At 41.2% G+C, this 22,611-nt stretch carries 23 protein-coding genes; 19 read left to right on the top strand and 4 right to left on the bottom strand.

The features are described from left to right. The first annotated feature begins 60 nt into the window (after positions 1 to 60). The 3 genes from B1A77_RS01765 (at position 61) to B1A77_RS01755 (ending at position 4,776) form a co-directional block, all read left to right on the top strand. Positions 61 to 1,452, top strand: coding sequence for a cation:dicarboxylate symporter family transporter (locus B1A77_RS01765; protein ID WP_077707741.1), 1,392 nt, complete (start codon positions 61 to 63; stop codon positions 1,450 to 1,452). A 249-nt stretch (positions 1,453 to 1,701) separates the two neighbouring features. Then, entirely contained in the window at positions 1,702 to 3,255 is a 1,554-nt protein-coding gene (locus B1A77_RS01760; protein WP_077707740.1) for a nitrite/sulfite reductase, read from the top strand. A gap of 705 nt (positions 3,256 to 3,960) precedes the next feature. After that, complete coding sequence (locus B1A77_RS01755) at positions 3,961 to 4,776, top strand: nitroreductase family protein (protein ID WP_004698259.1); 816 nt, start codon at positions 3,961 to 3,963, stop codon at positions 4,774 to 4,776. Positions 4,777 to 4,848: 72 nt separating this feature from the next. Here the strand turns inward: B1A77_RS01755 and B1A77_RS01750 are convergent, their stop codons facing one another. The 4 genes from B1A77_RS01750 to B1A77_RS01735 form a co-directional block, all read right to left on the bottom strand. Next, on the bottom strand, positions 4,849 to 5,667 hold the full coding sequence (locus B1A77_RS01750) for a MetQ/NlpA family ABC transporter substrate-binding protein (protein ID WP_004694891.1): 819 nt from the start codon (positions 5,665 to 5,667) through the stop codon (positions 4,849 to 4,851). 356 nt (positions 5,668 to 6,023) lie between these two features. Then, entirely contained in the window at positions 6,024 to 7,106 is a 1,083-nt protein-coding gene (locus tag B1A77_RS01745; protein ID WP_077707739.1) for a tyrosine-type recombinase/integrase, read from the bottom strand. A gap of 63 nt (positions 7,107 to 7,169) precedes the next feature. Continuing rightward, positions 7,170 to 7,802 (bottom strand): hypothetical protein, encoded by a 633-nt coding sequence (locus B1A77_RS01740; RefSeq protein WP_077707738.1) that lies wholly within the window; start codon positions 7,800 to 7,802, stop codon positions 7,170 to 7,172. 36 nt (positions 7,803 to 7,838) lie between these two features. After that, positions 7,839 to 8,486, bottom strand: a complete 648-nt coding sequence (locus B1A77_RS01735; RefSeq protein ID WP_077707737.1) for an XRE family transcriptional regulator — start codon at positions 8,484 to 8,486, stop codon at positions 7,839 to 7,841. A gap of 170 nt (positions 8,487 to 8,656) precedes the next feature. Here B1A77_RS01735 and B1A77_RS01730 point away from each other — a divergent pair, with 170 nt between their 5' ends. The 16 genes from B1A77_RS01730 to B1A77_RS01655 all read left to right on the top strand — a co-directional run bounded on the left by B1A77_RS01730 (position 8,657) and on the right by B1A77_RS01655 (position 22,610). Further along, complete coding sequence (locus tag B1A77_RS01730; protein WP_077707736.1) at positions 8,657 to 8,863, top strand: helix-turn-helix transcriptional regulator; 207 nt, start codon at positions 8,657 to 8,659, stop codon at positions 8,861 to 8,863. Positions 8,864 to 8,887: 24 nt separating this feature from the next. Then, complete coding sequence (locus B1A77_RS01725; RefSeq protein ID WP_077707735.1) at positions 8,888 to 9,217, top strand: hypothetical protein; 330 nt, start codon at positions 8,888 to 8,890, stop codon at positions 9,215 to 9,217. 30 nt (positions 9,218 to 9,247) lie between these two features. After that, positions 9,248 to 9,475, top strand: coding sequence for a hypothetical protein (locus tag B1A77_RS01720; protein WP_149026227.1), 228 nt, complete (start codon positions 9,248 to 9,250; stop codon positions 9,473 to 9,475). Positions 9,476 to 9,581: 106 nt separating this feature from the next. After that, entirely contained in the window at positions 9,582 to 9,815 is a 234-nt protein-coding gene (locus B1A77_RS01715) for a hypothetical protein (RefSeq protein ID WP_077707733.1), read from the top strand. A 13-nt stretch (positions 9,816 to 9,828) separates the two neighbouring features. Next, positions 9,829 to 10,335 carry a hypothetical protein gene (locus B1A77_RS01710; RefSeq protein ID WP_077707732.1) on the top strand — a complete coding sequence of 169 codons (507 nt, stop codon included), beginning with the start codon at positions 9,829 to 9,831 and terminating at the stop codon, positions 10,333 to 10,335. Positions 10,336 to 10,490: 155 nt separating this feature from the next. Beyond that, positions 10,491 to 10,946, top strand: a complete 456-nt coding sequence (locus B1A77_RS01705) for a hypothetical protein (RefSeq protein WP_077707731.1) — start codon at positions 10,491 to 10,493, stop codon at positions 10,944 to 10,946. Next, the gene (locus B1A77_RS01700; RefSeq protein WP_077707730.1) at positions 10,936 to 12,309 is read left to right on the top strand and encodes a DEAD/DEAH box helicase; all 1,374 of its coding nucleotides are present in this window, start codon (positions 10,936 to 10,938) and stop codon (positions 12,307 to 12,309) included. Before B1A77_RS01705 ends, B1A77_RS01700 begins: the two co-directional genes overlap by 11 nt. Then, entirely contained in the window at positions 12,306 to 12,788 is a 483-nt protein-coding gene (locus B1A77_RS01695) for a DUF4406 domain-containing protein (RefSeq protein WP_077707729.1), read from the top strand. The genes B1A77_RS01700 and B1A77_RS01695 overlap by 4 nt, the downstream gene beginning before the upstream one ends. Continuing rightward, a complete protein-coding gene (locus B1A77_RS01690) occupies positions 12,763 to 13,728 on the top strand; it encodes a DNA-methyltransferase (RefSeq protein WP_077707728.1) in 966 nt (321 codons plus the stop codon). Before B1A77_RS01695 ends, B1A77_RS01690 begins: the two co-directional genes overlap by 26 nt. Then, positions 13,721 to 14,290 carry a RodZ family helix-turn-helix domain-containing protein gene (locus tag B1A77_RS01685; RefSeq protein ID WP_077707727.1) on the top strand — a complete coding sequence of 190 codons (570 nt, stop codon included), beginning with the start codon at positions 13,721 to 13,723 and terminating at the stop codon, positions 14,288 to 14,290. The genes B1A77_RS01690 and B1A77_RS01685 overlap by 8 nt, the downstream gene beginning before the upstream one ends. Beyond that, complete coding sequence (locus tag B1A77_RS01680) at positions 14,290 to 15,474, top strand: DUF2800 domain-containing protein (RefSeq protein WP_077707726.1); 1,185 nt, start codon at positions 14,290 to 14,292, stop codon at positions 15,472 to 15,474. Before B1A77_RS01685 ends, B1A77_RS01680 begins: the two co-directional genes overlap by 1 nt. Before the next feature lie 2 nt (positions 15,475 to 15,476). Continuing rightward, positions 15,477 to 16,196 carry a DUF2815 family protein gene (locus tag B1A77_RS01675; protein WP_077707725.1) on the top strand — a complete coding sequence of 240 codons (720 nt, stop codon included), beginning with the start codon at positions 15,477 to 15,479 and terminating at the stop codon, positions 16,194 to 16,196. Between the two features lie 12 nt (positions 16,197 to 16,208). After that, complete coding sequence (locus B1A77_RS01670) at positions 16,209 to 18,173, top strand: DNA polymerase (protein ID WP_077707724.1); 1,965 nt, start codon at positions 16,209 to 16,211, stop codon at positions 18,171 to 18,173. 12 nt (positions 18,174 to 18,185) lie between these two features. After that, positions 18,186 to 20,660, top strand: coding sequence for a virulence-associated E family protein (locus tag B1A77_RS01665; protein ID WP_077707723.1), 2,475 nt, complete (start codon positions 18,186 to 18,188; stop codon positions 20,658 to 20,660). 271 nt (positions 20,661 to 20,931) lie between these two features. Next, positions 20,932 to 21,228 carry a VRR-NUC domain-containing protein gene (locus B1A77_RS01660; protein WP_077707722.1) on the top strand — a complete coding sequence of 99 codons (297 nt, stop codon included), beginning with the start codon at positions 20,932 to 20,934 and terminating at the stop codon, positions 21,226 to 21,228. Continuing rightward, positions 21,228 to 22,610: a DEAD/DEAH box helicase gene (locus B1A77_RS01655; protein WP_077707721.1), complete on the top strand. Its 1,383-nt coding sequence runs from the start codon at positions 21,228 to 21,230 to the stop codon at positions 22,608 to 22,610. The genes B1A77_RS01660 and B1A77_RS01655 overlap by 1 nt, the downstream gene beginning before the upstream one ends. The last annotated feature ends 1 nt before the right edge of the window (position 22,611 follow it).

Below are 22,611 nucleotides of genomic sequence, written 5' to 3'. Positions count from 1 at the left end.
CGATATATGCTATACTAAGTTCATAACCTATTGTTGTGATATGAATTAAAGAGGTGTATTATGAATATTCCATTCTTTACAGATTACCTCATGTTAAGCAATCCACTAAGTATTGGTATTATCGCGGTGTTCGTGCTCGTGTTAATAGGTATTTATGTATTGCAACGCAAGGGCACATCCTTCGGTAATCTCGTTATTATTGGTACTATTGTTGGTGCCGTACTTGGTATAGCGGTCCAAATTATTGCAGGCTTCCCTGATGATCCATCCAAAGTGGTTTACATCAAGGAAAGTACAAAGTGGTTCTCTCTCGTAGGGGGCGGTTTCATCGACTTAATCCGCATGCTTGTTATTCCTATCGTTTTTATCTCTATTGTTCACGTTATTTTGCACATGGAGGCAGGTGCTAACCTCAAAAAGTTAGTAGTTGCTATGATTTCTACAAATCTCGGCATGGTAGCCGTTGCTGCTATAGTCGGCCTAATTTTGGGGAATGCTTTCGGTTTAGGTCAAGGTTTTGATATTGTTGAATCTGGCAAGAAGATTCGTGAAATCAAACCTATGGTTGATACATTCCGAGCACTAATCCCAAGCAATCCAATTCAAGCGGCTGCTGAAACAAATGTTATCGGCATTGTCGTATTTGCAATTATCTTGGGTAGCGTAGCTCGTCTATTAAAACAAACAGGGACAAACTCTATGGAGGTGTTCACAAAACTATTTGATGAACTTCACCAATTGATTTCCTGGGTAGCTGATTTCATCATTGGTCTTATGCCATATGGTGTAGTTGCTTTGTTAGCTTCTACATTGGCAACACGCGGTGTACAAGCTATTCTTGATATGGGCTTGTTCGTAGTATTGCTTTACGTTGGTCTTTTGATTATGTTTGTCGTACAAGCAATCTTGATTACTAGCTTTGGCTACAATCCGATTACATACTTCAAGAAAGCGAAAGCACCACTCTTATTGGCGTTCACTTCTCGTTCTTCGATGGGTGTATTGCCATTAACTGTAGAGACTTTAACAAAACGTCTTGGTGTAAATGCTACAACTGCTAATACAGTAGCTTCCTTCGGTACTACTGCGGGCATGCAAGGTTGTGCCGGCGTGTTCCCAGCACTTGTTGTGGTGTACATCTCTAATGTAGCCAATATTCCATTCGATATGACTATGTATATCATGAGTGTTATCGTTATTGCTATTGGTTCTGTTGGTATCGCAGGCGTGCCAGGTACGGCTACAATGGCGGCATCTGTATCCCTTAGTGGTACAGGACTTGGAGCGTACTTCACCTCCATTAGTCCAATTCTAGCTATCGATCCATTGATTGACATGGGACGTACATGTTTGAACGTATCTGGGTCATTAACAAATGCTTTGGTAGTAGACAAAATTATGGGAACCATCGATAAAGACGCATACAATAATCCTAACGAAGGTCGCGTATAAAAACTAGCAACACTTAATCATATAATTATTATAAAAAGGGGCTGTAGCTGAATGTGGTAAAACCACATTTGGTTACAGCTTCTTTTGCCTTTTTAAAAGTGATAATTATTACAGATTGTAAACTATATTATTAATAATCGATATTGAAATTGTGAGCTTAGCTACTAACATACTTATGCATATATGGTATACTAAGCGTTATAAAGTTACGAATTATGCTTAATAAATATAAGCCAAGAGGGTAATAGTATGATTACACAAGAATTGAAAGATCGATTAATTGCAGATTATCCAAAGTTTGAGGATATGACACATAAGTTCTATAAGAAAGAATTATCCATTGCAGACTATAAAGGACAATCTGGTGCTTATGGTAGTTACGCTGAGCGCGGTGCAAATACTGGCATGAGCCGTTGGCGCTTCAACGGTGGTCGCATGACGCGCGAGCACATACAGTTTTTAGCGGACTCCATTCGTAAATATAACCTGCAACATGTACATTTCACTACCGGCCAATGCTTACAAATGCATGGCCTTGATGGTGATACTATATTGAGTCTCTATAAGGAATGTTATGACCACGGTATCTATAACCGTGGTGCTGGCGGTGACAATCCCAATGTGGTGGCTAGTATTTTACGCGGCATTGATCCTCGTGAAACTTTAGATATTACGCCATATACAACAGCTATTAGTGAATTTCTTATGGAGCAAATGTTCTATATCAAGATCCCTCGCAAATTTAAAATGGGTATAGATAATGGTTTTGATAGTACCCCACATTCTACGTTCAAGGACCTAGGTTTTAACTTAACAAAACACAATACTTTTGATGTGTATGCTTGTGGTGGTATTGGTCCTAATCCTCGCATTGGTATTCCGGTGGCACATGATGTAGCACCTGAGGATGTTTTGTATCATGTGAAAGCTATGCTTATGGTTTTTGCTAACCATGGTAATTTCAAAAACCGTGGTAAGGCTCGTACCCGTTACATGCCTGCTGAAATGGGTGGGGCGGAAGCTTTCATCAAGATCTATGAAGAAACCCTAGCTATGGTAAAAGAAGTAGAACACCTAACTATTAATCCGGCTGATTATGCTTATGAAATTACAAAAACTGGTAAACGTGATGATTCTGTGGAAAACTATCGTATTCACCGTCAAAAACAAGATGGTTTATACTATGTAGAATACCATCCGGCAGGTGGCGATGCGAACGTTGAACACTTGCTGGCGGCCCTTGACTATGCGGTGACACTTGATCAAGTTGAAGCACGTATTGCGCCAGACCAAGCATTGTTCTTCATCAATCTCACCGCTGATGAAGCACGCAAAATTGCGGAATTAACTGATGATAGTGCTAAAAATGATTTCCGCCGTTCCGTATCTTGCGTTGGTTCTACTATATGTCAGATTGGAATGCAAGACTCTAACGGTCTTTTGAAAGATATCTTCGCACACCTTGAAGAAAAGGGCATAGATACAAGAAAACTACCTCGTTTACATATATCTGGTTGCCCACACTCCTGTGGTACACACCAAATCGGTGAAATTGGTTTCCATGGTGCTGTAAAATTAGTAGATAAGAAACCTATGGTAGCATTTATCCTTGTAGATGGTGGCTCAGAACACATGGGCTCTGAAAACTTCGGTAAAATGGCCGGTAATATTGTAGCTACAAAAATTCCAGAATTTTTGGAATCTTTGGCAAATATTCTAAACCAATCCGCAGAACCAGACTTTGGGACATGGAGAATGACACACAAAGCGCAATACATGGAGCTTATAAAAGCATTTGAGTAAATGTGTGTTCCGCTTGTGATGGGGCCCTAGCATATAAGTAGTTTCTACGTCGATTGCTATGGGGCCCCATTTCATTGCGACAACTTAATTAAAAATAAAACTGGGTACCTCTTTGCTCCGTCCTTCGTAAAGTCGCTGCATAGGGAACTCTTTTTATTATTTGATCGTCTGCTATTAACCAGTCCCATCACAAGCTACATTCGATATTTACTCAATATGCTTTTATAATTAGAGGAGCGGAGAGGCGAGAGCGGCTAAGTAGTTTTGACTGAATTTGCATCAAGACAAGCCAGTAGATTAGCCTCTGGCTAGTCCTTCCCATACGGTGGGCATGGCGCCACTACTATAAAGTTTATTATAATGTGTAAAATGATAGTGTTGTCTATGATTTATTTCAAGGTGTAATTGTAATGACTCTACATAAGTATTAGCTAGATTATTTACGCTTTTGGATGGGGCATCTTTATAAATACAGTGATAAAAAAGTAAGAATACGCTTGTGCAGCGACTTTGCGAAGAACGGAGCAAGCAAGCGTATTCTTACTTTTTTTACCAAGTTGTATTAACGAAACGAGGCCCCATCCAAAAGGCAAATATAGGAACAGGGATTAGCTCCATTACAATTAGAATAATTGTTTAAAACTAGATATGACTTGATTTTGTATGTTATAATAGGCTTTATAGTAGTATTTGGAGGATATTCAGATGTTATTTACCGTCAATACAGAAGTCTGTACACGATGCGGCCTTTGCGTTGCTGACTGTCCGACCGGATTGCTGGTGATGTCCGATGCTGGACCTGTAACTGGCAGGGGAGGTTGTATCTCCTGTGGGCATTGTATTTCCGTATGCCCAACGCTTGCTCTCGATAGCGATATGACACCGCGTAAGGAGCAAATCGATATTACAAAGGAACCTAAGTTAACGCCTGAGCAAGCTGAACTATTTATGCGTAGTCGCCGCTCTATTCGTAACTATCAAAATAAACCAGTCCCTGTAGAGCTCATTCGCAAAGTGCTAAACGTTGCAAGAATGGCGCCAACAGCAACTAACACACAAGGTATTTCGTATATAGTAATCCGAGATAAACAAACGTTGCGCCGTATTGCTGATCTCGTTCTAGAGTGGATGCATTTAGCTGCAAAAACAGTGCCAATTATGCGCCTTTATGCTCGTGCGGCTCAAGCAGAAGTAGATAAAGGCAAGGAGTATATTTTGCGCGATGCACCGGCTCTCGTAGTGGCTATCGGCTCTAAAAAGGATATTCACCGTACCCATGATAGTGGTCACTCTTGCTTGTCTTATGCTGAGCTATATGCGCCGACTTTAGGCCTTGGTACTTGTTGGGCAGGCTTTTTTGAACATGCTGGAGAAGCTGAATACCAACCATTATTAGATGAATTAGGTGTACCTGATGATAAAATTGTAGCTGGTGGCATTCTTATGGGATATCCTAAAGTACGATATCGCAATATTGTAGAGCGTCAACCATTAGATGTTACATTTGATACAGAAGAGTAAAAAAGAGATGCCCCAATGATTGTAATCATTGGGGTATCTCTTTTTAGTTATATAGTGACGATATAAACTTTATTAATTGGCAGTTGTAATAGTGCCTTTGAATGTTTCGTCGATGTATTGTTTAATAGCATCAGATTTGTAAATATCTGCAATTTTTTTGTATGTTTCGTTGTCTTTGTCTTCACTACGAACTGCAAGTACGATAACTGTTAGTGGTTCATCTTTAGATTCGAAGAAGAAACCTTGTTTTTCTACACTAAGACCAGCACTTTGCACATAGTTCATTGGAATAACTGCAATTGTTACATCATCTAGACTACGAGGTAATTGAGCTGCTTCTAGTTCTTGAATCTTTATATTCTTCGGGTTAGATGTGATATCTGCAACTGTTGCTTTGAAGCCGACACCATCTTTTAACGTAATTAATCCAGCTTTAGCTAATAATGCTAATGCACGACCACCATTAGTAGGGTCATTTGGGATAGAAACAGTAGCGCCTTCAGGTACATCTTGTACGCTGTGTACACTATTACTATATAAGCCCATACGCACCAAAATTGTTTTACCGATTGCTACTAAGTTGGAACCATTTTGTTTGTTAAAGTTTTCCATAAATGGTACATGTTGATAAGCATTCAGTTGAATATCGCCATCTGCAAGGGCTTTATCAGGTGTTACATAGTCTGAGAATTCAACTACTTTAAGATCGATTCCTTGTTTTTTAGCTTCTTTTGCTACAGCTTCAGCTACTTGTGCATGAGGACCAGATGTAGCACCTATTTTGATTTCTTTTTGTGTTTGTGTTGATTGATTTGATGTACTACCACAACCAGCGATAGCAAATGCAAGAGCACCGATAAGTAATGGTGCTAACAATGTTTTTAATTTCATATAATCATCCCTTTCAAGTCTTATAATGGTTATATCCTATCATGGATGAAGGGGATTTGTATATGATAAAAGCATATCAGTTAGCTATAGATTAAAACTATGGTGAAATTCTAGCTCATTTATAATACAATTCAATATAATATATTGATTAATGTGTTATATTGAATGTGTGATCGCTAGGTAGTAAATTTATATTTTAAATATTTTTGTATAATTCTAATATGGATTCATATATCTATATGTCGGATATATAGAATTTCATTTAAAGAACCCAGTAGGCATCGATGCTTACTGGGTTCTTCGTTTTATAAATCGGCTAAAATTCTTTAAAATTTAATCAGTTGCTCAACCGTTGCTCAACCTTCATGCCTTTTGATAACATCCTTCACAGATAATATCGCCTCGCCATGCGGTATTTGGTTAACAACGGATATCAATTCATCGACGTCTCTATGAATATACACCTGATTCGTAACATCTTTATGCGAATGCCCCATTAGCGTTTTTGTCATAGCATCAGACATGCCTATCTGTGTAAGAAGAGTGGCGAATGTATGTCTCCCGTCATGGGGCAAATGCCCTGGTACTTTCATTTTTAAATACCGGCTGAGCGCCATTTGTATGTTTTTAGGCGTGGATGTCGGAAGCATATACTCTCCGTGCTCGAATCGACTCGCGCTGTACCATTTTCTTATAAATGGCATAATACAATTGGCTATCGGTATGATGCGGTTTTTACTCGCATCCGTTTTAATACCGCCAATCATATAGCGTTCCTTTATATGCACATCAGCAAATTTTATTGACTTAATTTCGCCAGGTCGCATGCCTGTGTATATTAAGCATAACATGATTCTTGCATATTCATCTGTATTCGATAATTGCCATAAATCATAAATCTCTGCCGGTAAAAATGGCTTATGTAAAGTTGACTTTTCTTTTGCGGGCAACGTGACTAGGCTAGCGTAGTTTTTGTCAACAATGTCATTTCGTATGGCTGCCAGAAAACATCCGTTCATGGCTGTTTTAATCTGTGCTAACGCAGGCCCGCTCATGTGGCTATGATCATCAATAATTGCTTGTAGATGGGCTAATCTAATATTTTTAATTGGGATATTCATAAGATGTAGCATTTTCTTTTTATTGTGAGGGTAACCGCCTTTGTCTAGTTGTATCCCTTTGCGCATCTTATCTTCAATCATCCATTCCCAACATTGGCCAAAGGTCGTATCCTTGGTCTCGTATTGCGGGGCGTTAGCGTCATAAGCAGATAGTGCATTATATGCCTCTTTTTGCGTTGCAAAGGTTCCTATCGATTTTCGCAAGGGTTTACCCTCGGAGTCATATCCAAGGGTCACCACGGCTCTATATGGGCGCCGTAGAGGCTTGTGTTTCATCTTATATACGGTTCCAGTACCATTGGCTCGTTTCATGGCCATAATTACATACCTCCTATAACTAAGCCCCTATCTGAGTAGTATCGGATAGGGGCTTTACGTTTATTAATCATTTGTCTTATAGACTAATTTATTTTCTTTATCCATAAGTTCTGCTAATTTATCAGTGGTAATAGGTATTTCAATTTTATCGCCATTTCCATTAATAAATTTAATAGTATACGGTGGGTTCATAATTATTTGTTTAGGTATTGCATAGTAGACAAGGGCATAGCTATGCGGCATCATATCATAGATTTTGGTATCCATCGCTACTGGGATTATATACTGATTGTCCTTTTCTATAAGTAATCGTTGTGATGGTAGTTGAGGCATTACCGTGCCCGCTAATGGATTCTTTAGATGAAGTGCATATGTAGCTATGTATACATAATCATTACTGTTTAGTATGGCTTTCTTAAAAGATTCGTCTGGAAAAATCAGACGATCGTCTTTGGAATATGATACATATTTAGTGATTGTAGCTGGGGTAATTAATACCGCGGCGCCACCAGCTCCACTCCGAAGTTCAACTCCATAATTAATTGGGCTTTCAAGTTTACGATCAGTTTTATAATTTTGCCAGGTGCTCCAGATTTTATCATACGTTTCTGGGGTTACATCAATAAATTGTGCAAATGAAGAACTAGCAACTGTTGCAAATAATGCCGCGATAGATAAAATTTTATAGAATTTCATTGTTTATCTCCCTTAGTAATCTCCCTTATTAATCTCTTACAAAGTCACATTGTACATAACAACCTTACCAATCAGGTATAAGTCATCTGTATTCTCGTAACTAAATATGATGTCCCGAAATGCCATATCCGAGCTATCAGGTTTAAATACAAATTCTTTATGTTGTTTATCATTGTAGAATCTTTTAACTGTATAATCCCCTCCATTCTTAATAACTACAATATCTCCGTCATGGATATCTGGCAGTTCTATATTTCTTAATACGGCGATAATAGCACCATTTTGGATAACATTATTCATGCTTTCACCGTTAATCGACATAAGTATAATATTCTTATTGCCTGCGTAACGACCCATCATGAAGTCTGGGATAGATATAGTAGGCATGAAGTTAATGGCGTCTATCGTGGTCAACGCGCCCGCTGATACAGATGCAGGTACGTATTTGTAAGTACTGATAGGCATATCCGTTATATTATTGTCAGACTCTTCACCTAGTAATTCCATAATATTGACACGGAGTATATCGGCTAGTTCGTATAATTTACCTACAGGCGGCTCGGCCATACCTGTTTCCCATTTTTGTATAGTTGTAAAGGATTTATATCCTAGCTTTTTTGCTATATCTTCTTGTGATAGATCACGAAGTCGTCTAAATCGTCTAATATTATCTGAAAGCCTCATCTCTTCCTCCTTAATCTCTCTCCCAAACTATATTTAAATTATAGTATATATTTGACTTAAATTCAAATGAATTTAATATTTTTTTGTAAAAACTTGAAAAAAATTCAAATTAACGCTTGACCTTGAATTTAATTCATGTTAAGATGATGTCACAAAAGGAGGTGATATTAATGCCCGAGAAATTTTATTTAGCTGAATTAAGGGCAAGAAAGGGTCTCACACAAGCCCAAGTAGCCGCGGATTTAGGTGTATCTTTACCGACCTATGGCGCGTGGGAAAAGGATATCTCCAACGTGGCTATAAGTAAAGTTGTAGCAGTGGCTGCATACTTTGGGTGTACCGTAGACCAAATTTTTTTGACCAGAAACTTGAATTAAAATCAAGTAAAGGAGGGGCAGTAAATGACAGACATGGAAATTCTGTATAACTCCTATCGTGATAGCGGGTTACAGACCAACGAGGAAATGGAAAATTTACTCGGATGGCCGAACGGTAAGATTAGAACTATGAAAGCCCGGCTAAAGGCAAGAGGACTTATTGATTATGATTTCGGTAAGCCGGTTACGATTTTAAAGCCGTATCGAGAAGATGTGGAAAAGCCAGAAAGCTTCAAAGCAGCTATATACCGAGAGATGCTAGAAGTTTACATGGATGATTTCCGTAATCAAGATACTTTTAAAGATCGTTTACAAGTAGGCCAAGAAATCAGAATGATTTTGAAGGCTATATGAAAAGGAGGGGCAGTGCACATGATTAGAAAAGTGATTTCAGTCGCCCAAATGTCGACTGTGCTCGGTGTTAGCCTAACAGCTATCCGGGAGGGCATCGCAAGAGACCGATTCCCGTTCGCATACGCCTGGCAGTCACCAGGTAAGAAATCCCGTAGCTTTGTCATCGATAAAGAGGGGTTTAGAACATTCCTTGTTCATTCGCTAGGTTGGGATGTGAAAGTAGTTGATGCGGAGTTTAAATCCGCAGGAATTCATTAGGAGGAATTAATCATGACATGGATTGACGCAGGAATGCATTTGAGCTTAGTTGCAGCAGCAGTAGCATCTATTTTATCAATGGTGACGATATAAAGGAGATCAATTTATGGGTTATATGTTAACTGGCACGTTTTTAGTCGCAGGTTCTATGGGAGCCTTAGAACTCGACCAAATTGGATGGGAACAGTTCATATTGCAATCGTTAATCGGACTGGTTATATCTCTATACGGATTTAAAAAAGATATGGCAGAAGTTGACGCAGAAGAGCAGGAAGATGTCACATACATCCCAAGAGTGAGAACTCACGGTGATTATTGTAAAAACCCTTATTACAACTAAAAGGAGACAGAAAATGACAAAACCTTATATCAGTAAACAAAAAGTAAGGGACTTCGTATCTCGTGTCAGTTGTGACAAAACCGATGCGATTGAAAATGAATACGAAGCTCTATTGACTAAAGAAATTAAGTCGCTAGATGCTTTTAAACGTCTGGAAGAAGCTTTATCTGAAGCCCGGAAATCGGCTATGGAAATTAAGCGAGCAGGGTTTGGTGATAGCGTTTTGTATAGTATGCCGGCTTCGGAATTTTTAATCGATCGTATGATTAGTCGATGTAAAAGTTGCTATGATAAGCCGCCAAAAGAATGGGCTGCTATTTGTGAACTCTTAAAGCCGTTCGCGGAACGACTATCAAAAGTACGCAACGCCAGACAAAGCGCTTACAGAATTATTGATGAAGCACAAACAGGTAGAGCTGCTGCGGATGCGTTAAAAGAAGCAGGCTTAGATTATTACACATGGGAAGCTAGAAAGCCTGAGATGGTGCTTGATTTAAGCGCGTTGAAAGGTGGTGATTAAATTGCGAAATTGTAGTACCTGTCCAAAGCGAGATTATTGCATTCCTGATGAATGTGAGGATTTGGGCATAAAAAATGAGCCTGATGATGCGGCAACATCAACAAGCTCAAATTAGAAAAATATCCATTTAAAGTATACCACAGAAAGGACATATTATGGAATTCTTATTAGTTACTTACGATACTAGCGATTATTACTGGCCAAATAATACGCCAGCTCATGACTATGATGAATTTTGGTTTAGATATTACGAATCCGATACAAACGTTCCAATCGATAATATTGGTGTTGGTGATTGGGTGGTTGTTAAATCAAGAAACGGCTTAGGCATTGCTCGTGTTTTGAAAAAGGCAAAAGACCTTGATACTGTTCGGATGCAAGGTTTCAAAGGAAATGTAGTTAAACAGGTCATTGCAGTTATCGATACTTCTAAATGCGATAAACGTGAAAGTGATCGAGCTAAATTGGAGGACATAGAAAAGAAACTCGAACAAAAGGCTAAGAACGCTGAGCGCTTGACCATGTATCGGTTACTTGCAAAAGATAATCCGGAATTCTCAGCGTTACTTACTGAGTATGAATCTGTAAAGGCGTCTGTCGATGAATTATAACGCTTTCATCAACCTCAAGTCTAAAATGTCAGAATCTCACGGATTTGATATTGATACAGGTATGCTAAACAAACACCTATTTGATTTTCAACGAGATATCGTTAAGTGGGCCTTGGCAAAAGGTAAAGCCGCCATATTTGCGGATTGTGGATTAGGTAAAACTTTAATGCAGCTGTCCTGGGCGTATGAGATTTATTTACATACAGGTGGATCAGTACTCATATTAGCACCGCTAGCTGTGGCCGCTCAAACACAATCCGAGGGTGAACGTTTCGATATTCCTGTGACTATATGCGAATCCGATGATGACATTGTACCAGGCGTTAATATTACGAATTACGAGAAATTGGGCCGATTTAATACCGATAATCTGATAGGTGTCGTGCTTGATGAATCGAGTATCCTAAAGTCATTTACTGGTAAAGTACGTACAGATTTAATAAATCGATTCAGTAATACACCATATCGCTTGGCATGTACGGCAACACCTGCACCAAATGACTATATGGAGCTTGGCAATCATGCGGAGTTCCTCGGCATTATGAGCCGTAATGAGATGCTATCTATGTATTTCACGCACGATGGTAGTGATACTGCTAAATGGCGATTAAAAGGCCATGCAGAGAATACCTTTTGGGAGTGGATGGCGTCATGGGCAGTAGTGCTAGATAATCCGGCATCCCTAGGTTATGAAGATGATGGCTATGAATTGCCTGAGTTACATGTACATGAAATCGTCGTTGATAAAACTGGTGAAGATGTTCCTACTTTATCATTACTAGAACGCCGCAGGGCTCGCAAAGCATCTCTTGAATCAAGATGTAGAGCAGCAGCTGATTTAGTCAATGCATCTAATGAGCAATGGCTAGTGTGGTGCGACCTTAATGATGAATCGACTACTTTGAAAGAAATGATTGATCTCGCAGAGGACGTCAAAGGTAGTGATAAGGCGACTCGAAAGCAGGGCATGATGTTAGGTTTTGGTTCTGGATTCCTAAAATGTTTGGTAACAAAGCCAAGTATCGCCGGATTCGGAATGAACTGGCAAAACTGCCACAATATGATATTTGTTGGGCTATCCGATAGTTATGAACAGTATTATCAAGCACTTCGCCGATGCTGGCGATTTGGCCAGAAGCATGAGGTGAACGCATATATCGTAATCTCCGAAAAGGAGGGCGCGGTTAAAGCAAACATCGAACGTAAGGAAGCGGATGCTATAAAAATGAGGGACGCTATGATTGCGCTTACTCGTGACGCTGTTCGTACTGAATTATCTAAAACTAGACGGGAATCAACGGAATACAATCCGTGTGTGCCGATGGTGTTACCTAACTGGGCAGAAATGAGGGCTGTTATATGACTAAAATTTACATAAGCCATCCATTCGGGGGATTGGCTAAAAATAAAAAGAATGCTGACTCTGTATTAAAGTGGCTGCAGGACAATATGGGCGTATTTCCAATAAAAGAACCTTTTGGTAGTGATACCCATAACATATTCCTATCACCCATACATATATTGGGGCATTTGTACGATAAGGTCGATTATGATACCGGCATAGACTGGTGCATTGACCTTCTAAGTGGCTGCGATGCAATCGTAATGTGCAACGGCTGGGAGAACTCAACCGGGTGCAACTTGGAATTAGCTTATGCTAAGGGGCATAACATAAGAGTCATCCACATCAATGAGTTAAAAGCAGCCAAATTAACTAAATTAGCTGTTGACGCAGGCATGAATATAGCTATAGCCTCCCTTGCTGGAGTCGCAATGCTGCAAGCGCTAAATAAGAAATCAAAGGAGGACCTACAACATGAACGTGCTAAATCAGTTAATTGAGTCCCGATTTGCAATCTATAATGGTGACTCAGTAGAAGTGCTGAAAGGGCTACCTGATGATAGCGTTCATTACTCTATATTCAGCCCTCCATTTAGTAGCTTGTATGTTTACTCTAATTCTGATAGGGATATGGGCAACTCATCTACTGATATCGAGTTTTGGCAACATTTCAAGTATTTAATCGCAGAACTATACCGTGTAATAATGCCAGGGCGATTAGTATCGGTCCATTGTATGGATTTGCCACTCACAAAATCTAGGGACGGTGTTATCGGAATGAAAGATTTTCCTGGTGACATTATTCGAGCCTTCCAGGATGCTGGATTCGTGATGCATTCCCGAGTCACGATTTGGAAAGATCCTCTCATTGAGGCTACTCGGACAAAAGCGCTAGGGCTTTTACACAAGCAAATTGTAAAAGATTCTGCCATGTGTAGAATGGGGGCGCCTGATTACATCGTGACATTGCGTAAACCTGGTGACAATCCGGAGCCCATCGCGCATCCAGAGGGGTTTATCCAGTTCTTCGGTCAAGAGGAACCTGAGGGAATCAAAGGAATTGAAAGACCTGCGCCCAATCCAGTTTTGTTTGATAAAAAGCAAAAATATAATACAGAGCCTATATATAGCCATCAAGTATGGCGCCGATATGCTAATCCTGTATGGGCCGATATCCGCCAAACGCATACGCTGAATTATAAAGCAGCTCGTGACAATAAGGACGAACGTCATATTTGCCCGCTGCAGCTAGATACTGTGGCTCGATGCATAGAATTGTGGAGTAATCCAAATGATATCGTACTTGATCCATTTGCTGGTATTGGTACGGTCCCAGTTATGGCACTTCGTATGGGCCGTAGGGCTTTAGGTTTTGAGTTAAAAGAATCGTATTACAACCAATCAATTATTAATATTCAGGAGGAGTTAAAGAATGATTAAAGTTGAAGTTCAAGGAGTTAATGTACTAGATGTATATAATCAGCTAAAAGCTGTGTTAAATCAATTCAAAAGTTTTGTAGATAGCGATAGAGCAATGGATGATAAAGCCCCTGGCATGGTAGATACAGTGGTATCTACAGTAGCAGCACCGTCCGTGTGCGTATCTAATTTAGCTCCGCAAGATACAAATCAAGGTGTACCTACTACAACAGTAGCTGTGCAACCAAACTCGGTATCCATGACGGTACCTAATGCAGCTGTACAAGTTACTCCTACTCAAGTAGCCGTTACAGCACCAACTATCAACGTGGCAACTGATGCCCCGGTACAAACAGTTACTGCACCTGTGCAAACACCTGTTACTGCTCCGGTATCTCAAGAAGTTAAGAAGTATACATTGCCTGAAATTCAAGCGGCGCTTGCACCATTACTTGACGCAGGGAAGGCTGTAGAATTGCAACAATTAATGACACAATTCGGTGTTCAATACTTGGGTCAAGTACCTGAGGAGAGATACCCTGAATTAGTAAATGCAATTAGAGGATTGGGGGCAAGAATCTAATGGCACCTCGATCACATGCATTATTAAACGCATCGGGGTCACACCGGTGGCTGCATTGTACAGCCGCCCCTCTCCTAGAGGAGAACTTTCCCGATAGTACATCTGTGTATGCAAAGGAAGGAACCCTGGCGCATGAACTGTGTGAGTTAAAACTACAGAAGTATACCACGGCCATGGCTAAATCCACATACACTCGCAAATTCAACAAAATCAAAAAGGATGAATTGTGGCAACCAGAAATGGACGATACCTCGGAAACATACCTTGAATATGTCAAAGGTGTTATGTTAGGTTGCACGGCAACTCCAGTAGTAGCCATTGAAAAACGCGTTGATTTTAGTCGTTATGTACCCGATGGATTCGGCACGGCTGACTGTATCATCTTATCTGGGGATACCTTGCACATTGTTGATTATAAGCACGGAAAAGGGGTAGTCGTTGATGCGGAACACAATCCGCAAATGATGTTATACGCCCTCGGTGCGATTGACGCATATAGCTTACTCTATATGTTCAATACGGTCAAAATGACTATCGTGCAGCCTCGTGTTAATAATATCAGCGAATGGGAAATCCCTACGGCAGAATTACTGGATTGGGGTAATACATTTGTCAAACCTCGCGCAGATGAGGCTATGTCTGGTAACGGTAAATTTGAACCCGGTGACTGGTGCAGATTCTGCAGGGCTAAGCAGCAATGTAAAGCCCGATATGAGGCAAATGACTCATTGCACAGTGCGCTAGTTTCTAATCATGATCCTCGGCTTATCTCGATGACAGAACTCGGCGAATATCTTCGTCGAGGTAAAGACGTCGCTGCTTGGCTCGAAGACATGAAAGACTACGCACTCACCGAATCCCTTAACGGAGTGACAGTCCCTGGCTGGAAAGCTGTAGAGGGTCGTGGTAGTCGAGCCTTTCAAGACACTGATGCTGCTATTGATACTTTAATCAAGGCTGGTATCGATGAAAGCATTCTGTATGAACGTAAGACATTAACATTGGCACAGATGGAAAAGACCATCGGTAAAACCCAATTTAATGATATGGTAGGCGACATGATAGTTAAGAAAGCAGGCAAGCCTACCCTAGTTGAGGAATCCGATAAGCGCCCTCGGATTACCAATCAACCTACTGCGGCGCAAATTTTTAATATATCTAATGATAATAATGGAGGTAATTAATTATGTCATTCGTTCCACAACCAACTGAAGTATTATTGCAAAATGTTCGTGTATCCTATTGCCATCTATTAGAACCTTGGGCCAACTCCACACAGCCTGGTGCTAAACCTAGATATTCAGCTACTATTCTATTACCTAAAACTGATGTAGCTCAACACCAAGCTCTCATGAATGCTATCGAAGCTGCTATCCAATCAGCTCGTACTAAATTCGGCGCACGTGTTCCAGCACAGCCAAAAACACCAATTCATGACGGTGATGGTTACACACAATCTGGTAAGGAGTTTGGTCCTGAATGTAAAGGCCATTGGGTATTTACAGCAGCACAAGATGCTAGCTATAAAGTTGAAGTAGTGGATCTTCAAGGTAATCCTCTCACAAATCCTACGCAAGTATACTCCGGCATGTATGTCAATGTACTCGTTCGATTCTTCTTCTACTCCAATCAATCCACTGGTATTGGATGTGGTTTGGGCCCTGTTCAAAAAGTACGCGATGGTGAAGCGTTGGGCAGTATGCCTGTTGCAGCATCCTCTGTATTTGGTGCACCTCAAGGTAGTGCGGCTAATGTTTATACCGGTGCTCCAGTAGCAGCAGGTCAACCTGTGCAACAACAAGCCGCTCAACAAGGTTATGTACAACCGGCATATGCTACGACACCTCAGCAATCCGTGCAGCAAGCTCCTGTAGGGATTAACCCTGTAACTGGTCAACCTTACTAATAGGTGCCTGATATGAGGCATCTAAGTATTGATATAGAAACATATTCATCGACCGATATCTCATTCGGAGTGTACAAATATACTGAATCGCCTGATTTCACCATATTACTATTTGCGTATTCCTACGACTTTGGTCCTGTTGAAGTTGTAGATTTAGCGCAGGGAGGAGTAATTCCTGACAGTGTAATTCGTGATTTATTAAACTCAGATGTAATCAAGCACGCTTACAATGCACAATTTGAAATTACGTGTCTAAATCGTGCAGGGTTACTCACATCTGTTGATCAGTGGCAGTGTACGATGATTCACGGTGCCTACTTAGGATATCCTATGGGCCTAGCCTTACTCGGCAAGGCCCTGGGGTTACCTCAGGATAAGAAAAAGGACACATCAGGGAAAGCACTTATCAAGTACTTTTGTACACCATGTAAGCCCACCAAACGAAATGGTGGCCGTACACGTAATCTACCTAGACACGATACGGATAAATGGAATGCTTTTATCGAGTACAACCGCCAGGACGTTGTGACTGAGATGGAATGTTATCACAGATTAGCCTCGTTCCCTGTACCTGATGATACGTGGAAAGATTGGTATCTTGATATCCAAATCAATAGTAGAGGGGTACGCATTGACCATGAATTGGTTGAGGGTGCCTTATACGTTGATGAGGAAAATCGAGAAATGTTGATGAATGAGGCTTATCGAATTACAGGACTTAGCAACCCTAACAGCCGGAATCAATTACTTGATTGGCTAAACAATAATACTAATGTCAGTCTTGAAAAGTTAACTAAGGACACTGTGGCCGATGCTCTGACGGATGCGGATGACGTTGCCACAAAAGTGCTTATGATTCGTAAAAAGCTAGCTAAGTCATCTGTATCTAAATATACGATGACTGATAGTGCCATGGGCGCTGATCTTCGACTCAGGGGAACATTGCAGTTCTATGGTGCCAACCGTACCGGACGCTGGGCGGGTCGTCTTATCCAGGTGCAGAACCTGCCGAGAAATTACATCGAGAACCTCGACACGGCTCGGCATCTCGTTAAAACCAAAAACCGTCAAGGGTTAGAACTTCTATATGGCGATGTATCGGATACGCTATCTCAATTAATTCGTACCTCAATTATTGCTGAAAAGGACAATACATTATGTGTGGCCGACTTCTCAGCCATTGAGGCTCGTGTTATTGCTTGGTTATCGGGAGAACATTGGCGGCAACGTGTATTCGCTGAGGGCGGAGACATATACTGTGCTTCCGCATCATCGATGTTTGGTGTTCCCGTTGTTAAGCATGGCGAGAATGGTCATCTTAGACAAAAAGGTAAAGTCGCTGAATTGGCACTCGGCTATCAAGGCGGAGTGAATGCATTAAAAGCCATGGGAGCTCTTGATATGGGACTTCATGAGGAGGAATTACCTGAAATCGTAAATTTATGGCGCAACGCATCGCCTAGAATAAGAGATTTATGGTATGCCGTTGAGAATGCGGCCGTGTACACCGTTACTACCGGGAATCCTATAGGCCTTGACCACGGCATTATGTTCCGTTTGGAAATCGATCCAATATACGGTTACCGTTATATGACGATTGAGTTACCGAGTGGACGTAAGCTATTTTATCCTAGCCCAAGCATTAAGCAGAATGCATTCGGTAAGGATGCTGTACATTTTAAGACTAAGGTAAATGCTGCATGGGTTACTGAAAGCACCTATGGAGGCAAATTAGTCGAAAACATCACACAAGCAGTCGCTCGCGATTGTTTAGCGTTAACGTTACGCCGATTGGAGGATGCTGGATATCAAATTATCATGCACATTCATGATGAGGCTGTACTTGAAATCAACAAGGAGAATGCAGAATCTACGTTAAATGATGTTAATGCTATATTCTCAATCGCCATACCTTGGGCAGACGGGCTGCTATTATCATCCGCAGGATTTACTAATGACTATTATATGAAAGATTAGGAGGGGATACACTTGCAAAACGATAAACTGATTACCATCAGTATCGGTGCGAGTCGCACATCAAAGCAATGGACCCGTACGGAGATGATGTGGTCCGAGTTTTGTGAACGCCTCAAAATCCCCGTTCGTACAACAGAAACCGTGGACGAATACCACAGATTGCCAAAATCTGAGAAAAGCAAGCTAAAGGACATAGGTGGCTTTGTTGGTGGTACGTTAAACGGTCTGCAGCGTAAAGCTATTAACGTGTCTGGGCGTGATTTGATTACTCTTGATATGGATGCCATATCGCCTGGGGAAACTGAGAACGTCGCTCGCACGATTGACAGCCTAGGCATGGCTTATGTCATATACTCAACCCGTTCTCATACGGTGCACCGTCCGCGGTTACGTGTTATCGTCCCTACTGATAGAACGATGACACCTGATGAGTATGAGCCTATTGCTCGTAAGCTAGCGGAGCTCATCGGCATTGGTATGATGGATGGAACTACGTTCGAAGCTTCTCGGCTCATGTATTGGCCATCATGCCCGAACGATGCGCAATATGTATATTACGTAGGCGATAAGGCATTCTTATCTGCTGACGGTATGCTCGGCCAATACACTGATTGGCGAGATGTGCGTTCTTGGCCACAAGTACCGGGTAAGGAAGCATCTCAGCATGAAAAGCAGCTACTTGCAAAGCAAGCTGATCCGAGAGAAAAACCAGGTATCGTAGGTGCCTTTTGTCGAATATATGGTATCCGTGAGGCGATTGATAAATTCATACCTCATGCATATGTCGATGTTGACGGCAGCGAGGACCGCTTAACGTTCGTTACTGGCTCAACAGTAGCCGGGGCGGTTATATATGATGACGATACATTCCTGTTCAGTCACCATAATACTGACCCGTGTAGTGGTCAATTAGTTAATGCCTTTGACCTTATTCGGCTGCATAAGTTCCACAGCTTAGACGAGACTGCTAAGGATGGGACACCTGGGCATAAGCTACCATCTTACATGGCTATGTCTAAACTAGCTATGCAAGATACGGTAGTCGTTAACGAACTCAACATGGCCCGTGCCCGAGAATCGGCATCAAATGTATTTGCTGATATTATCACGGATGTATCGGCTCACGCTGAGACATCCGACCTCGACCCTAATGCGTTAACGAACGTCGACTGGATGAAAAGTTCGACTTTAAAGTACGACGAGAATGGTCGACCTAAGAACACACTAGATAATATGCTTAAAATCATGCACCATGATCCGGCGCTTGTCGGTAGACTTGCCTATGATAGATTTGGTTCGAGATACGTGGCAAAAGGGGCCCTACCATGGAACCCAACACCAGGACTTCGCATATGGACAGACGCAGATGATGCAGGCTTACGGTGGTACCTAGAAAATAAATATGATATCACCGGTAAAGATAAAATCATGGATGCCCTCATTATGTGCGCTGAGCAAAATGGATTTAATGAAGTACTAGATTACCTTAACGGGTTATCCTGGGACGGCATTGCCCGATTAGATACCATATTCATCGACTACTTAGGGGCTGAGGATAATGTATATACCCGTGCAGCCGCTAGGAAGTCATTTACAGCGGCAGTAGCGCGAGCGTTTGAGCCTGGATGCAAGTATGACACGATGCCAATTCTTATTGGCGGTCAGGGTATTGGTAAAAGTACTCTTATCCGCACAATGGGCAAGAAGTGGTACGCTGACGGATTAAATACCTTTGAGGGTAAGGAAGCTGCAGAAGGCATTCAAGGTAAATGGATTATAGAAGCTGGTGAAATGGCTGGGTATTCGAGGGCTGAAGAAAATGCATCCAAGCAATTCCTAAGCCGTCAAGTAGATGTATTTCGTCAAGCCTATGGCCGACGTACGCAAGAGTATCCACGGCAGTGTGTGTTCTTTGGTAGCACGAATCAATATGAATTCCTAAAGGATATTACAGGCAATCGCCGATTTTGGCCTATTGATCTTGAGATGACGACTCCACGAAAGAATATATTCGTTAATCTTCCAGGGGAAGTAGACCAGTTATGGGCGGAGGCTTTGTATCGGTATAAAAGCGGGGAAAGCCTCATTATCGAGGATGACCCGAATGTACTAAAACTGGCTGATGCGGCTAGAGAGGCGCATATGGAATCAAACACCAAAGCAGGACTGATTAATGAGTTTTTATTAATTAAGGTACCTTTAAATTGGAATGTGATGAGTCGGAGCGCCAGGAGGACGTATCTTAGCATGAATGCTAAACCTGCCGAGGGTCAAGAGTTAGTATATCGTGACCGTATTTGTGCGGCAGAGGTATGGTGGGAATGTTTCGGTAACGACCCAAGTCGCATGAAGAAAATAGAGACCAGGGAAATTAATCAAATACTGGCGGACTCCCCATATACAATGGGCGGAAGTCAGTTGATGAGATTTGGTGAATATGGGCATCAAAGAGGGTTCAGAATCAACGAGTCAAAACTGAAATTATAGTGTTAACATTCTCAATTAAGCGTTAACATTCTCAGTATTTTTGTTAACATTAGAATGTTAACGAATTCGGAGAATGTTAACGTACTATGTTAACGCATAAAGTCAGTATTTATCTATATTCATATAGGTTGGTTAACATTGTTAACATTATATACTGGTAAATATCAAAACAAAGAGTTTTAAGAAAAAATACGCCCTTTACAGCCTTAATTTGAACCCTCATATACGCGTATGTAAACATGTTAACGTTTAAAAATTTCAGAGGTGAGAAATGTTAGAAAAGGATATCGAGAGAAAATTAGTTGTAGGCGTCAAACGCGCGGGAGGTAAAGCGTATAAGTTTGTATCCCCTGGTAATGTCGGTGTGCCTGATCGTATCGTCATATGGCCGAACGGCGTTATTCATTTCGTAGAGTTGAAGACGTCCAAAGGCGTACTTTCGCGGTTGCAGGGTGTCCAAGCCCGTGAACTTCAAAAGCTAAATCAAAAAGTATTTGTGTTAAAAGGTGATGATGCCGTGTCTGGTTATCTGGAACAATTCACAGAAGAATTCGGGGTGAAATCGTAATGCAGTTTAATCCGCATGCGTATCAACGATATTGTATCGACAAGACCGTTAATCAAGATAAGATAGGGTTATTCCTGGATATGGGTTTAGGGAAAACGATTATCACGTTATCAGCCATATACGAATTGAAGTACTCTAGATTTGCCATCCGTAAAGTGCTAATCATAGCGCCTAAGAAAGTAGCGGAGGCTACATGGCAACGAGAAGCGCGAAAATGGGACGGTGTAGGTATATTAAGGATATCTACTGTATTAGGCAGCTTGAAAAAGCGTATTAAGGCTTTAAACACACCTGCTGACATCTACATCATCAATCGAGAGAATGTAACGTGGTTAGTTGATTACTACAAGAATGTATGGCCGTTTGACATGGTAGTTGTGGATGAATCTAGTTCCTTTAAAAACCACACAGCTAAGCGTTTTAAGTCATTAGCCTATATGCATAACCATATCAAGCGCATGGTGTTGTTAACAGGTACGCCAGCCCCTAACGGATTAATCGACCTATGGGCGCAAGTGTATTTATTAGACCGCGGCGAGTCATTAGGGAAAACGTATACAGGATTTAGAGATTACTATTTCGAGCCCGATCAGAGGTCACGCGAAATGGTGTACTCCTATAAACCTAAATCCGATTCAAATGACAGCATTATGACGGCAATATCTGGGTTATGCATATCCATGAAAGCTGATGACTATTTGGAATTACCTCCAGTAATCAACGATATTAAATATGTGCAGTTAGATGCGAAAGCCAAAAAAGCCTACGAAGATATGGAGCGCACATCTGTATTAGAGTTGATTGAAGCCGACGAAGATATCACAGCTTTGAGTGCAGCAGCATTATCCACAAAGCTACAACAGCTAGCGAACGGTGCTGTATATGATGGCGACAGAAACGTTCACGAGATACATGGTTGTAAAATTGAGGCATTTATGGAACTCGTAGAACAGTTAAACGGAAAGCCTGCATTAGTGTTTTACAACTTTAAACATGACTGTAAACGGTTAAAAGAAGCATTAGCTAAGACTAAATTACGAGTCTGTGAGTTAAAGGGTGCCGATGATGAGATAGCGTGGAATGCTGGAGAGATTGATATTCTATTAGCACATCCGGCTAGTACGGCATACGGGCTTAACTTACAGGACGGTGGTAACCACGTAATATGGTTCGGGTTAAACTGGAGTCTTGAATTATATCAACAAGCTAATAAGCGGTTACATCGCCAAGGTCAAATGGAGAAGGTAATTATCCATCATCTAATATGTGAGGGAACTCGTGATGAGGATATGATGGATGCACTAGCCCAAAAAGACCGAGCACAGGAATATGTGCTGCAAAGCCTAAAAGCAAGAATCGATAAATACAGAAAGGATGATTAAT

Source organism: Veillonella parvula, from assembly GCF_002005185.1.
Lineage (GTDB): Bacteria > Bacillota > Negativicutes > Veillonellales > Veillonellaceae > Veillonella > Veillonella parvula_M.
Note: the sequence above shows the minus strand (reverse complement) of the source record. Positions and strands in the feature narration are given on the sequence as shown.

What these genes read in the sequence shown, in the direction of transcription:
- B1A77_RS01765 (WP_077707741.1), top strand. Translation starts at nt 61, where the DNA reads ATGAATATTCCATTCTTTACAGATTACCTCATGTTAAGCAATCCACTA.
- B1A77_RS01760 (WP_077707740.1), top strand. Translation starts at nt 1,702, where the DNA reads ATGATTACACAAGAATTGAAAGATCGATTAATTGCAGATTATCCAAAG.
- B1A77_RS01755 (WP_004698259.1), top strand. Translation starts at nt 3,961, where the DNA reads ATGTTATTTACCGTCAATACAGAAGTCTGTACACGATGCGGCCTTTGC.
- B1A77_RS01750 (WP_004694891.1), bottom strand. Translation starts at nt 5,667, where the DNA reads ATGAAATTAAAAACATTGTTAGCACCATTACTTATCGGTGCTCTTGCA.
- B1A77_RS01745 (WP_077707739.1), bottom strand. Translation starts at nt 7,106, where the DNA reads ATGGCCATGAAACGAGCCAATGGTACTGGAACCGTATATAAGATGAAA.
- B1A77_RS01740 (WP_077707738.1), bottom strand. Translation starts at nt 7,802, where the DNA reads ATGAAATTCTATAAAATTTTATCTATCGCGGCATTATTTGCAACAGTT.
- B1A77_RS01735 (WP_077707737.1), bottom strand. Translation starts at nt 8,486, where the DNA reads ATGAGGCTTTCAGATAATATTAGACGATTTAGACGACTTCGTGATCTA.
- B1A77_RS01730 (WP_077707736.1), top strand. Translation starts at nt 8,657, where the DNA reads ATGCCCGAGAAATTTTATTTAGCTGAATTAAGGGCAAGAAAGGGTCTC.
- B1A77_RS01725 (WP_077707735.1), top strand. Translation starts at nt 8,888, where the DNA reads ATGACAGACATGGAAATTCTGTATAACTCCTATCGTGATAGCGGGTTA.
- B1A77_RS01715 (WP_077707733.1), top strand. Translation starts at nt 9,582, where the DNA reads ATGGGTTATATGTTAACTGGCACGTTTTTAGTCGCAGGTTCTATGGGA.
- B1A77_RS01710 (WP_077707732.1), top strand. Translation starts at nt 9,829, where the DNA reads ATGACAAAACCTTATATCAGTAAACAAAAAGTAAGGGACTTCGTATCT.
- B1A77_RS01705 (WP_077707731.1), top strand. Translation starts at nt 10,491, where the DNA reads ATGGAATTCTTATTAGTTACTTACGATACTAGCGATTATTACTGGCCA.
- B1A77_RS01700 (WP_077707730.1), top strand. Translation starts at nt 10,936, where the DNA reads ATGAATTATAACGCTTTCATCAACCTCAAGTCTAAAATGTCAGAATCT.
- B1A77_RS01695 (WP_077707729.1), top strand. Translation starts at nt 12,306, where the DNA reads ATGACTAAAATTTACATAAGCCATCCATTCGGGGGATTGGCTAAAAAT.
- B1A77_RS01690 (WP_077707728.1), top strand. Translation starts at nt 12,763, where the DNA reads ATGAACGTGCTAAATCAGTTAATTGAGTCCCGATTTGCAATCTATAAT.
- B1A77_RS01685 (WP_077707727.1), top strand. Translation starts at nt 13,721, where the DNA reads ATGATTAAAGTTGAAGTTCAAGGAGTTAATGTACTAGATGTATATAAT.
- B1A77_RS01680 (WP_077707726.1), top strand. Translation starts at nt 14,290, where the DNA reads ATGGCACCTCGATCACATGCATTATTAAACGCATCGGGGTCACACCGG.
- B1A77_RS01675 (WP_077707725.1), top strand. Translation starts at nt 15,477, where the DNA reads ATGTCATTCGTTCCACAACCAACTGAAGTATTATTGCAAAATGTTCGT.
- B1A77_RS01670 (WP_077707724.1), top strand. Translation starts at nt 16,209, where the DNA reads ATGAGGCATCTAAGTATTGATATAGAAACATATTCATCGACCGATATC.
- B1A77_RS01660 (WP_077707722.1), top strand. Translation starts at nt 20,932, where the DNA reads ATGTTAGAAAAGGATATCGAGAGAAAATTAGTTGTAGGCGTCAAACGC.
- B1A77_RS01655 (WP_077707721.1), top strand. Translation starts at nt 21,228, where the DNA reads ATGCAGTTTAATCCGCATGCGTATCAACGATATTGTATCGACAAGACC.